This is a genomic window from Legionella sp. 227 (genome assembly GCF_043161935.1).
Classification (GTDB): Bacteria; Pseudomonadota; Gammaproteobacteria; order Legionellales; family Legionellaceae; genus Legionella; species Legionella sheltonii.
Genome location: NZ_CP171154.1, coordinates 3,228,497 through 3,244,635, shown reverse-complemented (window position 1 = coordinate 3,244,635; position 16,139 = coordinate 3,228,497). Strand labels below are relative to the sequence as shown.

The window sequence follows — 16,139 nt, the reverse complement described above, 5'->3', positions numbered from 1 at the left end:
TCTCACTCAGGATGACGCCAAAAAATCCCCAATTTACGTAGCGTTAAACCAGGCTACAATTCAATAATCGAAAGGTTAAGGTGCCTCAGTAACCGTAATTACTGAAGAAACACCTTGTGCTTTTGTATTTGGATTGTACATTGCTTCCGCATAAGCAGGGGGAACAATGTATTTGCCTATATTCACTGCTTTTATTTTATAAACAATTTCCTTTGCAACAGACTCAACTCCACCAAAGAAATTCACTCTATCTTCACGCACATCAACAAAATCCATTGTCGTATTTTTTACAGAGTCGGTTACGACTTCAAAACCGCCTGGCAACAGATCTTCAATCGCAATATTAGACAAATAATCATTACCTAATGCACGAATTTGGATATGTACTTCAATTTCGCTTCCCAGGGTAGTTGTGCTGATTGCATTTCCTTTTGCATCTCTATATTCTCGGAAAATTTCCAGGCCTTGTTTTAAAGGCGTTTTTGGAATGTCTCGATTAAAACCTGATTGCATTAGTTGATAGAAAAATGTTTTCTTATCCGGGTTGTTTAAACGTATCTTTAGGACATCAGGATCAATATCCGTTTTTTGATAGTTTGCATTAGTCGCTGGAGCAATAACTTCTTTATTATTTGCCATGATCTTGGTCATCGATAAGGCTGATACTGATTCATTAGGAAGATTGGGATGATAGGCACCTAAGGCCAGACTGGTAAATCCAGATAAAACAGTATTGATCTCATCATTATTGACTGCTTGAATTAAGCGATTGAGTAGCTCATCACCTACCTGTGGCAATAGATTAGGGAAGTGCTTCGCTACAAGATATAAATATTGAGCATCGGCAATGGCACTACTATAAAAATCAGTAACATAAGCCTGATTATTTTGTGGCTTATACAGACCAATTAATTGATTTGCCTCATCATGACTTTGTAGGAGTTGATACGATGCAGCAATATAAGCTGAGGTAATATCACTCTTCCACGCACTCGTCTTATCCTTTTCTAGATACAGCTGCAGGTTTGCAAGATAATTCGTAGTAACGATTTCATTGCGGGTTAAAATATAAATGGCGTATGCCTGAATTCTCGCTGTATCCAGATCAGAGACATTTTGACTGGCCAGGGTTTTAAGATAGTTAATTCCATTAAAGAACAGTTCATTTGGAATATTAAACCCTTGCGCTCTTGCTTCAGTTAAGAAATGCATCGCATAAACCGTAGCAAAATCATTACCTTGATTATCGCCAAGCCCTGGCCAATAACTAAAGCCGCCATTAGACATCTGGCGCTGGCTTAGCATTTGAATTGCAGCGTTTACTTTTTCATTCACTTGCTTTGTTTCTTCACCAAAACCAGATTGGTTGTTCATTACCAATAAGGGGAGGGCTTTACTGGTTAATTGCTCAGTACAACCATAAGGATAATTATCCAAATAACGTTGTAAACCAAATACCAAAATCATCGGGCTAGTAGAAACAGTAGCACTCACTTTACGATATTCTGGATAAAGCGTTTGCATAATATCCAGAGTTTTTTGTGCGTCTTCTGATTTCCCACTATTGATATAAGTGCTAAGCGGCGTAGCTGGTCTGACACTTAGTGTAGCACCCATTGTACTTGATTTATCACCCATACTGGCTTTGAAGGTTAATTTAGCCGCTCCTAAAAGAGATTTAGCCTTTAATTTATAATGAACCGTCTGTTCGTGACCTTCAGCAATTTCTAATGTTTGTGTAGGGGATCCGACGATTTCAATTTCAGGTGAAGCGGCCAAATCCACATTGATCAGTGCATGTTCCCCAGAGTCTTTAATATTATTTGCAATCGATGTAGATATTTCAAACTCATCTCCTGGGGCTACAAAAGTCGGAACATTAGGGTTAATAATAAAATCCCCACGAATTTCGGCAGAAGTTTCTTTTGAACCAACAGAATCAGATGATACTGCTACTGCCATGACTCGTAATTTTCCATTAAAATAATCGGGAACTTGATAGACTAGTTGATGATTATTTGAATCGGTATCAACAATTCCTGACCAATAAGCGACAGGCAATTCGGTTTTCCGCTTGAACGGATTAAGGCGGCTTGCCATTCCTTCTTCACCATTATCACCACCAACGGCAGAAAGCTCACGATCTTGAATAAATTTTGGCATGATTTGATCCACAGTTTGCTGGGTCAATACTTCAAGAGCATGCTTTTGGAAGAAGAATGATAAAGGATCTGGGGTTGTATAGCGCGCGACTTGCAGAATGCCTTCATCGACAGCAAAGACAATTATCTTTCCAGGTTTATCTGTATGATAATCTATAGTGAAAGGTTGGCCTGGACGTGCAACTGATGCAGTTTGCAGATCAATCTTTAAGTTGTGATTCTCATGGTTCACAGTGAAAGGGACCACATTATAGCTGAGCGGGCTTATGAATATTTCTGGTGAGCTCCAATCACGTATAAAAGCAACATTGATGTACCCATCTCCTTGAAAATCAGCAGGTATATGGATGGTTTGAACGGAGTTAGTAGTATCTGTTTTGAACCATTGTGCTGCATAAACTTTATCACGCTCTATGGTTATTAAACCGGAACCTGTATAGGGTGCGGTAATTTGGATTTCAATATCCTCATTCGCTTGATATTCCGTTTTATTCAGTTTAATCGATAATTCAGCATTCTTAGCTAAGGGTTGTTGACTTGCGCCCACTATACTGAATTTTAGCTGATTAAGTACGGTATTATCTTTACCAAGAATACTTAAAGAATAATCACCAATTTGTTGCGTTGGTAAGGTGTAATCAGTACCTTGTTCGGAAATATTAAAAGGTGAGGTGCTAACTATTGTGGATTGAATAACGGACTGATATTGGTAGGTTCCATCCGCTTTTTTAACCAGGGTTGTAACTGGGTGTAACGAAACCAGTTGTATCTTTAAATCACTGACTTCTTGTTTGTTCAATCCAGGATTAATCGCAATATAATTAACACTTCGGGCACTGTTTTGCTTAATAAAGGATAAATCACCATCCGCCTTATATCCTATAAAGTAGGGCAGTGGACTAATTAGAGTTTTACTTTGGCTTGTTACACTACGGCCACCCTCAGACTCAAAACCTTCAGCAAAAAATGTTAATTGATATGTTGCCTTTTCGAAACGATCGAGATTTAAATCAAATTCTGCCTCGCCTTTATCATTTGTTTTTGCGTCATTCAAAGTTTCAGTGAAAACCTTAGGCGGCTTTTTGGGATCCAGCAAAGGATCAACAAAGACATAGTCTGGATATTTATCGAATTGAACCTTTTGGGGTACTAATAAAATCTTAGCACTAACTTTTCGATCTGCGGCAGGAGCTCCATATAAGTTCCATAGATTCACTTCACCCTTCATTCCAGTAGGAGTGCTCCATCCAGTAGATGGTTTTGGAGACAAGTTGGTAGTGATTCTCATTCGATCGGGTAAAAACTCAGAAACGCGAATGGTTGTAGATCCAAGTAAATTTTGGGGATATCCATCTTTGACTAAGTACAGATTGACCATGTACTGCCCCGTAGGGGAGCTGTTATTTGTTGCAAAATCCAAGTCCATGTAGCCTAGATCATTAAGAGTAATTTTTTCATCTTTGATTGTTGTGCCTCTTGAATCAACCACAGTTGCTTGTAAAGGTAAGCCACCTGGCTGGGGTTGGGCATAGGCTTGTTTGACAATCATGCCGATATGGACTGTATCTCCTGGTCTGTAAATTCCTCTATCGGAGAAAAGATAAGCACTTAAACTGTGCAATTCTTGATTGTTGGTGTAAAGCCCTCCAATATCAAACTTAGAGAAATTTAATTGTCTATTCGCATTATTGAATGGAATAAATGACACATCATTATTCAATTGTGCCAGATATACAATAGGTTCTCTATCATCAACAAAGTCTTTTAACGGTGGGAAGGTAACGCGTCCTTGAGCATCACTAACACGCGATAAAATCGGCAAGCCATTTTTTCCCAAAACAGTGACTGTCGCATTGGCAACAGGAGTTCCCTGGGTTATGGAGTTAACAAATAAATCGTGACTACCGTCTTGATTGTCTTTTACCAATAAAGCCAAATCGGTGATTAATATCATACGGCTTGCTTTTACATCCAAAGCCGATTTATTGTGGACATCCCAGCCAGTAGCTTGTAATAAAAATAACCCTTGTGGTCCCAGGGTATTAGTATTCATTGTCAAATATTTGCTAAAGTCAAGCGCAGTATACTGTTGCTTGGCTAAATCAGAAATATCGAATTCTTGGATTTCTGAAGAGATTTGACTGATATTCTGTTGATTAAAAGTAGGATTGATAAAATAGGGATTATTAAAATCACCTTGAGTTTGGGTTACCAGTTGATTGATGTTCTCCGGCAAAACTCGGGCAAAATCAAATTTGACTGCTGGTACGCCTCGAACGAGTACTGAAAGTTTTTTCTCTCCACTTAAAGCCAGCAGTGATCCTTTATGTAAGAAGCTGATCTCTTTAGGGATTGCAGGAACAGGAATAACCGCTGCATATTCATTGCCTAAAGTAAAATCGCCAAAACTGTGCATTCCTTTATCAATTTTAATATATATATATCGAGGGGCCTCGGTTTTAAATTTAAAACTGTGTAAGTTGGAATAGTTTTGCTCTGTAGGAATCGCTTCTTTTGCCAAGGGTGTTGAAAGCGAAAGAACCGCTTGTGTCACTTCACCTGGATTTTGCCATTGATAATTCTCTTTGGCAGCTTCAGCAGTGGTTGCCGGGCGATCTTTAGGCAGCAAATAAATATGTACTGACTTATTAAACTCACTCTCATTTACCCCTAACGAAGTTTCTACAGTAAGGACTTGTTCAGGCCTGTCTTTATCATTGCGGACAATGGACGCTGAAGCAGAAAGAACTTTAAGAAAATCTTTGGCGCTAGGAATCAGTAAATTTTGTGATTGATCTTGCAGTAAATGACCGGAATTAGTAGATGAGGTAACGCTTTGGCCTAGTGTTAAACGTAAGAAACGTGCTACATCATTTATCTTTATCGTGTCTGAATGTAGGTATGCTACCCGTTTATTTTTATCGTAAGTCAAGGTAAAGGGGAGATTTTCACCGGTTGACCCTGATTTTGTTTGATACACTAAAGAGGTATGTTGTTCTAAAGTTTGGGGATTAACTGGAAAATTGAACTCTATTGTTGCTACAGCATTTCTTACCTCAGCATGAACTGGATCTTGATAGAGCTTAAACTCAGTAATTTTGGCATTAAAAGGGTGAGTAGAAAAAGTAAACTTACGACTTTCCATATTTGCATTAGGAGCAAAAGCACTCTCAGCAAAAAGGATTGTATATTTTTTTCCTGCAGGCCAATCCTCTGAAGGAGTAAAAACTAATTGACTGTCGGTATTCCATGTCCATGTCCCAGGAATTTTTGGAGTTATAACTATGCCTTCGCTTACTGTTTTTCCAATCAGATTAAGAGGGGCAACTGATTGATTAATAAATCCATTATTTTTTATACCAAAATCAATAATCAAATTGTTAGGAACTAATTGTTCTTCAGTATTTGGTGTTATCTCCGGGACTGTGATTTGCGCCGTGGTATAAATTGGTTTTGGTAAGTTTTTATACCAATATAAGGAGTATCCGGCTGAAATTAAAATAAGAATTATTAATAAGCTGCTTCCCCAAAACTTTTGAGGAGATGATTTTGATTTATTACACAAGTAATTCACCCAAGGAGGGCTTCGCCAATTTAATTTGCCAAAAACAGATGAAAACGCATTTAGTAATATAGATAGCGGATTTTTATTCATCATTTATCCCAAGAGGTGGAAAGGGGTGAAAAATTTTTGCATATATTTTATTCTATTTAGTGCATAATAGCGACTATGAACAAAATATTTAAATCTCTAAGCATAATCCTTATTACGCTCCTTGTCAGCGCCTATCTGATATTATTTTTTTTACCTAAACCCACCTTACTGGAGGGAACGAGTTTTTCTAAAGCAGTTTATGACGAACACAATAAATTATTAAGGTTAACATTGAGTCAGGATGAGAAATACCGACTGTTTACACCTTTGTCAGGCATATCAAAGCAGCTTATTGAAGCAACCTTATTGCAAGAGGATCAATATTTTTATTGGCATTATGGAGTCAATCCTTGGGCAACAATGAAAGCCATATGGCAAACGTATGGTGCCCAATCACGAAGGGTAGGTGCCTCAACGATTACCATGCAAGTGGCGCGGATGCGTTATGGTATGAATTCAAAAAAAATCACAGGAAAGTTATTACAAATCATCCGTGCGATACAAATTGAAATGCATTATAGCAAAGAGCAAATTCTGGAAGCTTATTTAAATTTGGCACCCTATGGTGGCAATGTTGAAGGAGTAGGCGCTGCAAGTTTGGTTTATTTTGGTACACCAGTACATAAAATTACTTTGCCGCAATCCTTGACCCTAAGCATCATTCCTCAAAATCCAGGTAAAAGGACACCAAACAATAAAGAGTTAAAAAAAATTCGGGAGCACTTGTTGGGCCGCTGGTTAAACAAACATCCAGAAGACCTTAACAAAAAGGCAATGTTTGCATTGCCTTTAGTGATGCAAAACACTCATATGCTCCCTTTTAATGCACCACATTTTGTAAATAAAATTTTATCTGAAGCATCAAACAAACAGCAAAGCATTGATACAACCTTGGATTATCGTACGCAAATGATTATTGAACGCATTACGCATCATTATCTTGCGAGAAAGAAGGGAATCGGAGTAAATAACGCAGCTGTTTTACTTTTAGATACTCGCGATATGGGTATTAAGGGAATGTTGGGATCTGCTGATTTTTTCAATACCAGTATCAGCGGACAAATTAATGGTACAGAGGTCAAGCGATCACCTGGGTCCACGTTAAAGCCATTTATCTATGGATTAGCTTTGGATCAGGGCTTAATTCATCCAGATACTGTTTTAAAAGATGTACCCCACAGCTTTAATGGCTATAACCCAGAAAACTTTGATTACGATTTTATAGGTCCTATTAAAGCTAAAGATGCTTTAGTTTTGAGCCGTAATATCCCAGCAATTTATCTCGCTAGTCAGTTAACGAACCCAACATTACATCAATTATTAGAAAAAGCTGAAATTAGTCAATTACGATCAGAGTCATACTATGGCTTGTCATTGAGTTTGGGCGGGGCTGAATTAACAATGAGTGAACTCGTCAGCTTATATGCCATGCTGGTAAATGATGGAATTTGGTTACCTATTCAAGCATTTAAAAATGAAGTAAAACCAAAAGGAACACGTCTGCTTAGCCCAGAAGCAAGTTATCTCGTATTGGATATGTTAAAAAATACTCCTCGCTTAGATGATAGCTCTAAAAGTTGGACACGCTTACAGGTTGCATGGAAAACTGGAACTTCTTCAGGCTATCGTGATGCATGGACTGTAGGAGTATTTGGTCCATATGTATTAGCGGTATGGGTAGGAAATTTTGATAATAAGGCCAATCCTGCATTTATAGGCAAAGACATTGCTGCTCCTTTATTTTTTGAGTTGATTGATGCATTAAATCATGAGCGAGGGCCAATTCATGCTTTGGAAAAACATCCAGAGCAAATGAATTTGAGAAAAGTAGAAGTATGTAAATCCTCTGGGATGTTGCCGACACGTTATTGTAAAGACACTGAATGGAGCTGGTTTATTCCGGGAAAATCTCCAATCAAAACAGATACAATTTATCGTGAGGTTGCTATAAATAGTAAAACAGGTTTACGGACCTGCCATATGGATGAGTATACTCGTTTTGAGATTTATGAGTTTTGGCCTTCTGATTTGTTGAGTATTTTTAAAAAAGCTGGGATACAAAGACATATTCCACCCTTTTTTGAGCCTGATTGTACCTTGTCTGGAAATTCGGGTATCGATCCACACATTACTTCGCCACAAAACGGAATTAGTTATATTATTCGCGCGAATTCTCCTCAAAATAATACCATACCTCTCACTGCCGTGACCGATGCTGGTATTGCTTATGTATACTGGTTTATTAACGAAACGTTTATTGCCAAAACTAAAGCTGGAGAATCTTATTTATGGAAAGCAAAGCCGGGAAAATTTGTAGTTAGGGTAGTTGATGATCATGGTCAATCTGATGCTCGTGATATTCATGTACAATTGGAGAGTTAATCCCGATTAAGCGATAAAGCTCAACAATCAAAAAGCTATTTATAATTAAGAAAATGATTTATAGATTCTTAACAAATAAGGCACATATGTGGCAAAAGCAGCACCATTTTCTGGTCCAACATCAACAATAACACATACTTTTTTTCCACGTTTTTATCTCCTGTAAAATACTATCTATGTGGGTATTTGTTTGACCAATAGGATATGAAGGGATACATAATGAATTTATAATAGAACAAAAGCATTTACTTTTGTGAACAATGCGCACATAATTAATTCTATTTTTCTCATTCTAAAAATGAAATCATTTTTTAAACCCGCTAAACGTCTTATTTCTTTTAAAGAGTATATGGAAGATACCTTAGTCACAGCAAAGCGAATTACTGAAATTTCGCCTGGCCTACAACGATATAGCAGTGCTCAATTTGAAATAGCGCTTATATCTTTTGCTGATCTTGAGACGCTAAAAAAAGAGATGGATGTTGATCTTGAGGTCGAATTTCCTGAACTATTAGAGCTGGATTGGCAAGCGGGTTTTGATTGGCTTGATCTCGCTGTGCACTATGGAGATGAGGACGCAATAAAATATTTTAAGGATAATATGCAAAAAGAGGTTTTTGCCATGAATTATCATCTATATAAAACCGAATGTCGTCCTGATACTGTCTTACAACGTCATGAACATGTAAGTAAACCAGAACAGATGAAGTTTTAGTTTACGTATTATTTTGGGTATAATGAATTACCTTATTCTTGTTCATTTTTTTTCGATGTAGTGTTGCTCATTTCCTGATCCTCTACGTCCCGAGGAAAAAACTCGAGACGTTATTGCCTTAATGCTCTTTATTAGGAAGCAATCTTTAAAGGGATTGCTTTCAAAGACAAAATCATGCATTGTTTTATTTAGTAGTTAGTACTGCTGTTATCGGTACCGTTATTCGTACCACTACCATTATCTTTACCAGTGCTGGTTCCAGTATTAATTCCGGTGTTGGTACCATTATCTGTATCTGTATCTGTATCTGTATCTGTATCTGTATCTGTATCTGTATTCGTTCCGGAATTCATTCCAGGATTAGTCCCAGTATTGGTTCCTCCACTACCTGGTGATGAAACAATGGTATTTATTATCCCTGAAGCGTAAGTTGAAGAAAAAGTCGCTGTTATTAATAGAACAGAAAGTATTTTTTTCATGATTTTGGGTTTTACCGCATATCCAGACCAAACTAGCAATGAACTAAGTCAGCTATGTTAAATGAAAATATTGCAATTTATTCACTGAAATGAATATCATGCATTTGTATAGCAAATGTATTTCCAAATATAATGTACTTGCATACTGCAATTCGCTACAAGTATCATCGAGCTAATTAATATTAGTATCATTAATGCTAATAGTTGGAGTAATAGTTAAAGATAAGGATTTTCTAAACATGCGAAAAATCATTGTAACAAATCTTCTTGTATTATCATTTGCATACCCTGTATTTTCAGGGACTATGGGTGATGTAATGATAAAACCACATCCAATCTTTTATGCTGGTGGCTATGGCGGTTATGGTACGGTTTCAGGTGGGTATAAAAATGATGGCAATGTTGCCCAAGGACGTTTTACATTAGGTGTTAATGCCAAGGAGTATAGACAATGGATCCTTGGTGGTGAAGTTGGCATTCAATCTGGTAATACAATGCGCCTTGCAACGAGTTCATCAGTGTTAGATCCAGCCACAGATTTGCTTCCGCAAGCGATATTAAAACCTCTTATCGATTTATTGTTTACTGTTAAAGGTCAAATTCAGCCCGATAAACCTTTATATTATATTCTCAAAGGCGGCATTGCCTATCGCCAACTGCAGTTAGAAGATAGAACATCGACCTATGGAGATGGTTTAAGTAAACTTGCAGGCGAGTTTCAAGCGGGCGTTGGCATGAACCTTACTGAGCATGTTCAGCTCAACGCCATTTATCAAGGCATTTATTCCAACAACAATGCTGGTGTTTACTTAGACATTGCGGGTAACACACCTATTGCTCATATCCCAACACAACAGGGGGGCTTTTTGGGTGTAGAGTATTCATTCTTTTAAATAATCGGTACTTTTTTGATTTTTTTCTTAAAAAGCTCGAACTGCGCGAACACGAAAGCTACTACTATTCGTGCTGGTTGTCACGATACCCGTTAAAAAGTTTACGCTAAATGCTTGTGAATTTAACGTGCCTTGCGTAGAACTCCAATAACTAGATGACGCAGGAGTAGAGCCACTGCACGCCGACCAAAATGTTGTATCCCCTAAAGCAATGCTCGAAGTTGATTGGGCATACAATGTGGCAAGTTCGTCCTGAGAGGGAAGATACCAGCTTGTGCATTCAGTACACGTATCGCCATCTGCAGTGTAACTATTTGCAGCGCTTGCTGCAGGAAAAATACCGATTGTTGATAAAATTGCATTCGTGTTTGTCTCGCCAGTGAAATAGGTTTTTTGTGGCGTTGGTATTACCGTGGTTGATCCCCCGCTTTGCCATGCCATGGTGGTTGAAGTTAAGGCATCTGTGGGTGCGGCAATTAATCCTCGTTGCCCTGCTGGGGCATTAGCATCTGAACTCGCATAATAAACTACTCCGCCGCCATAGCAACTTCCTACTGGATGAGCCACCGCTGGAATCGTATTGAGTGCGCTTACTTGCGCCGTGAGTGTATTTTTTTGCGCAGTGAGTGTGTTTATTTGCGCAGTGAGTGTGTTTATTTGCGCCGTGAATGCTTTTAATTGGGCCAGAAGGACATTATTAATTGTATTGATTTGAGTCTGAAGCCGAGCTGCCGCTGCATCCACATCGGCTGTTGATGCTGGTTTAGCAGCTAAACATATTGATGCAGACAGAGAGAGCAATACACAGATACTTTTTTTCATTTAAAATCCTTTTTAATTAATAAAATAATGTGGTTATAATCCATTAATTGCTAAGTAGTTTGAAATTTCATCAATTTCCGCCTGGATGACTGCCATTTTGCTATCAAGGTAGGCTTTTGACGCAGGTGTTGCAGCATATACGGTGAAAGCAATAAAAACCCCTCCAAACAACATTAGCCATCTCTTCTTGCCTCTTATTTTCATTTTGTTCTCCTGATTAGCTGACCAACCGAAATTAACATTCAACTTATTAATAATCTTTTTCATATCGATATTTTTTTAAGATAAGCTTTAAGAGACAAATATTTGCCATAACTTAAGTGTGTTGAAATAATTTTTTGTATTGGAACTCCCAGTTGATACAGATGGACAATCTTATCTTTATCTATGATAAATTAGCTAAAAGCAAAGATAAAGAAGGATTAAAAAATCTAGCTAAACAAGGCCAAGAAATTAATAAACCGGAAGATGCTATAAAGGATCCTGTTGTATTAGAGTTTCTAGGGCTACCAGAATCAACGAAATTAGTTGAGTCGGAACTTGAAGAAGCTTTGATTAACTATTTACAACAGTTTTTATTAGAATTGGGAAAAGGTTTCTCGTTTGTTGGACGCCCAAAAAGATTAACTTTTGATGGTGATCATTTTGGTCCTGGGTGCTTACCCGAACATATCCATTAATCATGTAAATTTCATCCAATTTTTATCGTTTTTGTATTAAGGTCATTTTCACACATAACACAATAGATTTTATTATCGTTTATAACGTATCTTAACTATTTCATTGCCAGTTTGGGCTGGATATGTGGTAAAACCCATTTTCTCCTGAAAAAGTTAAAAATCACTAAAACAACAACATGATTCACATCAAAACGCACAGCATTTTTAATAACTCTATTCTCTCCATATTTTACTGCTATTACTTAGGAATAGACAAAAATCCAATTTAATCATGATTAAATCACAGCTTGCTTTATTAACTCTTTGAATTGTTTGCAGATATTTTTTTATATGATTATTCAGAATAATTTACAGTTTTTGATAGCGCCCAGTATTGAAAACCAGGTAAGTCTCACCATGATAAGCAAGTAACGTATCAAAAGGAAAAAGATGTTTAATCTCTGTGGTATTAAGATCATTTCCAAGCCATTCAATAGATTGAACTTCTGTAAAATCAAAACCAACGTGCAAATTTTTAAATCTCATGGTGAATGCCTGTTTCATTGAGGTGGGAAGCTTCTGAATTAGTTGAAGTACCTCAGTAATCGTGAATTTATTGTGTCTAAAAACCAATTTTATATGAGCAATTGAGTCTGTCTTGTTAGGAATAAAAACGGCTACACTTTCTTGTTTGAGTTGTTTTGCTAAACTTGTGGCTACTAGGAATGTTTTTTTTCGAGATAATTTTTGTAAAGGTGAAACAAAAAAAATCTCCGAGTTCTCCGCTGTAAATAGTTTGTTTTCCTGCCCAGTATACGCTCCAAGAGCATTTTTAAATTCTCCTAACTCCATATGTTGTCTTTGCAGTATACGAGTGGCAGCTTTTTTGAGCTGGTGTTGCTCTTTCCCGATTAAATACTGGAATGCTTTTTCCATGTCCAGGATTTGAGTATTGTTTGAGTAGAAAAATTGTATATTATTTGTTTTTGTATAACCTGAGATGCTCAATAGGAAAAAGCTGGTTAATACAAAAAGACTCCATAGTTTATTAGTTTTAGAAAAGGGTACTGTTCGAATAAATAAATTAGTCATGTTGAACTTTGAGTATCATCGATTCTAGAGTTAATCCAGGTCCAAAAGCACAACTAAAAATATGTTTCGCCTCATCTTGTGTGCCTAATTTATCCCATATTTTTTTTAATACAAATAATAAGGTTACAGAGGACATATTTCCATAATTTCTTAAAACATCATAAGAATATTGATTGTCATCTGCCGTAATCTTTAATGCCTTTTCGCATGCTTGTAAAATTTTAATTCCACCTGGGTGAATTGCGTAAAAATCTATATCATTAAACGAATAATTTAATTGTCTTAACAATTTTTCAGCAAACATAAAAATACCCGATTGAATTGCTTCAGGCACATAAGCGCTCAGTATAATATCAAATCCGTAATTGGTAATGGTCCATGCCATATCCTGGCTGGTTTGAGGTACTAAATCACAATAGAATGACTCCAGAGCCAAACGCTTTTGACTCGCGATTTCTCCCTGAATCAACGCTGTTGCAGCTCCATCAGCAAAAATAGCATTTGAGACAATGCTTTCTATGTTAAAAGCATTCTGAAAATGTATCGTACAAAGCTCAACACAAACCAGAAGCACATTGCTGCTCGGCTCTGTTTGACAAAATGCATTGGCTACCTTCAACCCATTAAAGGCACCATAACAGCCCATAAAATTAATCGCCGTGCGCTTAACGGAAGGGGATAAATTAAGCTTTTGGACAATTTCTATATCAATCCCGGGGGCATACATACCAGTACAGCTCACTGTAATTAAATGAGTAATTTTTCTTGGGTCAAAATCAATGCTATTTAAACAATTTTGAATGGATACCATGGCCAAATTGAGGGCGTTTTCTTTATATATAGCCATTCTCTGTGACGTTGACGGAAAACTTTCTTGAGGTGTATTAGGAAAAAATTCAAATTGACCTGGTTGTTTACAATAATCAGTCAACACACTATACCGAGTCTCAATTCCCGAGGATTTATAGATTTTTTTTAAAATTTTTGTTTGTGATCCATCAAGATGAAATCCTACAGAAATAAGATCGGCAATCTCATCTTGTGTGCGCATAAACGGAGGGGTTGCTATACCAATCGCTGTGATATTTGATTGCATTCTGTCCCTTTGTGAATTTTTTCCCTATTTAGACACGCTGTTGTTGCTTACGAGCCATCGGTACATTAAATCATTATTGTAATATTGAAGTATACAATGCAAAATGAAAATTTCTCATTATTTATAATGATCATGCCCAAATTCAAAACACGATCAAGGGAAAAGGAAATCATTGATCTCGGTCCAGATTTCTATACATCACAAGAGTACGAACACTCTTTAAAAAAACTATTTAAAATCAATAGAATTATGGGTATTTTTAAAAATACGGTTAATTTAATTCAACAGTTTCCTGAGAATTCCATACTGGCCGATGTTGGCTGTGGCGGAGGATTACTCTTGCTTCATCTGAGTAAATATTACCCTCGAATGAAAATGCTTGGATTAGACATTTCAACTGAGGCTATTCAACTTGCAGAAAAAGAATTGTCTGAATGGCAACAAAAAAATGGAAGCATTGCAGTTGAGTTTAAAATACAACCCCGGCCAGAACTTAACATAACACCAAATAGTGTAGATATCATTTTAATTAATTTAGTTTGTCATCATCTGGATGATGACGAGTTAGTTGCTTTTTTAATAAAAGCTAATGATACAGCTCGTAAAGCTGTAGTTATTAATGACTTGCACCGTAATTTTGTTGCGTATTGGCTTTATAAAATAATTAGTCCTATATTGTTTAATAACCGGCTGATTACTCATGATGGCCTGCTTTCGATTCAAAAAAGTTTTACCAGAAAAGAATTAGAGTTTTTATTACACAAGGCATGTATCAAAAATTATCAAATCAAATGGCACTTCCCATTTTGGTGGAGTATTCTTATTTTGAAATAGGGTCTTTTGGTTAAGAAAATAAAATAGACTTTAGTATTAGGGATAAAAGCCTATGACTTTGGATGCATTGATTATTGGCGGAGGACCAGCTGGTGCAACCACCGCATTACTTCTTGCCGATGCGGGTTGGACGGTTGGCTTGGTCGAAAAGAAAAAATTTCCTCGTAGAAAAGTCTGTGGTGAATTTATATCGGCTACCAGTTTATCTCTTTTTCAGAAACTTGGATTGGAAGAGTTCTATTTAGCACATGGAGGGCCAGAAATTAAACAAGTAGGTTTGTATGCTGATGAGGTTATATTGACAGCAAATATGCCGTATTCTACATCTTCAAAAGGTCTTTGGGGCAGGGCATTAGCGCGAGAGTATCTTGATACAGAACTCATAGAAAAAGCGAAATTAAAAGGAGTGCAAGTTTGGCAACCTTGTGAAGTAACTAATGTGCATCGTCGTCAAGAAGATGGTTTATTTATCTGTTCTGTAAAAGAAAATAATAAAATAGGTGAGATAATTGCTCCACTCATTGTTATTGCTAATGGTTCGTGGGAGAAAAGAATTGCGCAATCAGAAACCAAAATCCATCAATCTTCTGATCTGTTTGCATTTAAAACGCACTTTAAAAATGCCAATTTGCCTACAAATCTGATGCCCTTACTTGCTTTTCCTGGGGGGTATGGAGGAATGGTTCATAGTAGTATGCAGAAAGCAACTCTTTCTTGTTGTATTCGTCGTCATGTTTTGGATGATTTACGCTTAGAAAATCCAGGTATCCAAGCAGGGGAAACCGTTTTTAACTATCTATTGACGCAGTGTCGCGGAGTTAAGCAGGCTCTTGGCTGTGCCGAACGTGAAGGAAGCTGGCTGGCAGCCGGACCAATTAGGCCTGGTATTCGTTCTTGTTATAAGGATGGTATCTTTTTTGTAGGTAATATTGCCGGGGAAGCCCATCCTATTGTTGCTGAAGGAATCAGTATGGCCATGCAATCGGCTTGGTTACTGTCAAACAGTTTAATCCAATTTAAATCGAATCTTAAAGGCATTAATGATTTGGATGCAATAGGTATTTATTATACGAAACACTGGCGTAAACATTTTAGTACTCGCATTTATTTTTCTTCATTTTTTGCACAACTTGCAATGATGAACTCTTGGCCACGATCTTGGGTTTTACATATGCTTAAAAAATTTCCTGCTATTTTAACTTTAGGAGCGCGATTTAGCGGTAAGGTGCAAAACGTTGTTTCGACTAATCAAGAATAAAATAGCAGTATAAGAGTTACTTTTTTCAAAAATAGCAATCGCATCTTGTCCTTATGTATTATCTGTTTATACACTAATAAGTAAACATGAAA

At 37.0% G+C, this 16,139-nt stretch carries 12 protein-coding genes; 6 read left to right on the top strand and 6 right to left on the bottom strand.

Annotation, left to right across the window (positions count from 1 at the left end; translation table 11 throughout):
* Positions 1–75: 75 nt before the first annotated feature.
* Complete coding sequence (locus ACF8MK_RS14105; protein WP_392538972.1) at positions 76–5,817, bottom strand: alpha-2-macroglobulin; 5,742 nt, start codon at positions 5,815–5,817, stop codon at positions 76–78.
* Positions 5,818–5,892: 75 nt separating this feature from the next.
* Between ACF8MK_RS14105 and pbpC the strand changes: the two genes are divergently transcribed.
* Together pbpC and ACF8MK_RS14095 are read left to right on the top strand one after the other, a co-directional pair.
* Positions 5,893–8,199, top strand: coding sequence for a penicillin-binding protein 1C (gene pbpC, locus ACF8MK_RS14100; RefSeq protein ID WP_392537189.1), 2,307 nt, complete (start codon positions 5,893–5,895; stop codon positions 8,197–8,199).
* Positions 8,200–8,497: 298 nt separating this feature from the next.
* Positions 8,498–8,914, top strand: a complete 417-nt coding sequence (locus ACF8MK_RS14095) for a hypothetical protein (protein WP_392537188.1) — start codon at positions 8,498–8,500, stop codon at positions 8,912–8,914.
* 188 nt (positions 8,915–9,102) lie between these two features.
* Here ACF8MK_RS14095 and ACF8MK_RS14090 read toward each other — a convergent pair whose 3' ends face one another.
* Positions 9,103–9,432, bottom strand: a complete 330-nt coding sequence (locus ACF8MK_RS14090; protein WP_392537187.1) for a hypothetical protein — start codon at positions 9,430–9,432, stop codon at positions 9,103–9,105.
* 200 nt (positions 9,433–9,632) lie between these two features.
* On the opposite strand from ACF8MK_RS14090, the gene ACF8MK_RS14085 reads away from it, so the two are divergent.
* Entirely contained in the window at positions 9,633–10,286 is a 654-nt protein-coding gene (locus ACF8MK_RS14085) for a hypothetical protein (protein WP_392537186.1), read from the top strand.
* A gap of 27 nt (positions 10,287–10,313) precedes the next feature.
* On the opposite strand, the gene ACF8MK_RS14080 is transcribed toward ACF8MK_RS14085, so the two are convergent.
* Together ACF8MK_RS14080 and ACF8MK_RS14075 are read right to left on the bottom strand one after the other, a co-directional pair.
* Positions 10,314–11,108 (bottom strand): DUF1566 domain-containing protein, encoded by a 795-nt coding sequence (locus tag ACF8MK_RS14080; protein WP_392537185.1) that lies wholly within the window; start codon positions 11,106–11,108, stop codon positions 10,314–10,316.
* A gap of 33 nt (positions 11,109–11,141) precedes the next feature.
* Positions 11,142–11,312: a hypothetical protein gene (locus tag ACF8MK_RS14075; protein WP_392537184.1), complete on the bottom strand. Its 171-nt coding sequence runs from the start codon at positions 11,310–11,312 to the stop codon at positions 11,142–11,144.
* 161 nt (positions 11,313–11,473) lie between these two features.
* On the opposite strand from ACF8MK_RS14075, the gene ACF8MK_RS14070 reads away from it, so the two are divergent.
* A complete protein-coding gene (locus ACF8MK_RS14070; RefSeq protein WP_392537183.1) occupies positions 11,474–11,788 on the top strand; it encodes a PDDEXK nuclease domain-containing protein in 315 nt (104 codons plus the stop codon).
* Positions 11,789–12,136: 348 nt separating this feature from the next.
* Here the strand turns inward: ACF8MK_RS14070 and ACF8MK_RS14065 are convergent, their stop codons facing one another.
* Both ACF8MK_RS14065 and ACF8MK_RS14060 read right to left on the bottom strand, forming a co-directional pair.
* Positions 12,137–12,859 (bottom strand): hypothetical protein, encoded by a 723-nt coding sequence (locus ACF8MK_RS14065; RefSeq protein WP_392537182.1) that lies wholly within the window; start codon positions 12,857–12,859, stop codon positions 12,137–12,139.
* A complete protein-coding gene (locus tag ACF8MK_RS14060) occupies positions 12,852–13,955 on the bottom strand; it encodes a type III polyketide synthase (protein ID WP_392537181.1) in 1,104 nt (367 codons plus the stop codon). The genes ACF8MK_RS14065 and ACF8MK_RS14060 overlap by 8 nt, the downstream gene beginning before the upstream one ends.
* Before the next feature lie 96 nt (positions 13,956–14,051).
* On the opposite strand from ACF8MK_RS14060, the gene ACF8MK_RS14055 reads away from it, so the two are divergent.
* Both ACF8MK_RS14055 and ACF8MK_RS14050 read left to right on the top strand, forming a co-directional pair.
* Positions 14,052–14,789 (top strand): methyltransferase domain-containing protein, encoded by a 738-nt coding sequence (locus tag ACF8MK_RS14055; RefSeq protein WP_392537180.1) that lies wholly within the window; start codon positions 14,052–14,054, stop codon positions 14,787–14,789.
* Between the two features lie 52 nt (positions 14,790–14,841).
* Entirely contained in the window at positions 14,842–16,047 is a 1,206-nt protein-coding gene (locus ACF8MK_RS14050; protein ID WP_392537179.1) for an NAD(P)/FAD-dependent oxidoreductase, read from the top strand.
* Positions 16,048–16,139 lie beyond the last annotated feature (92 nt).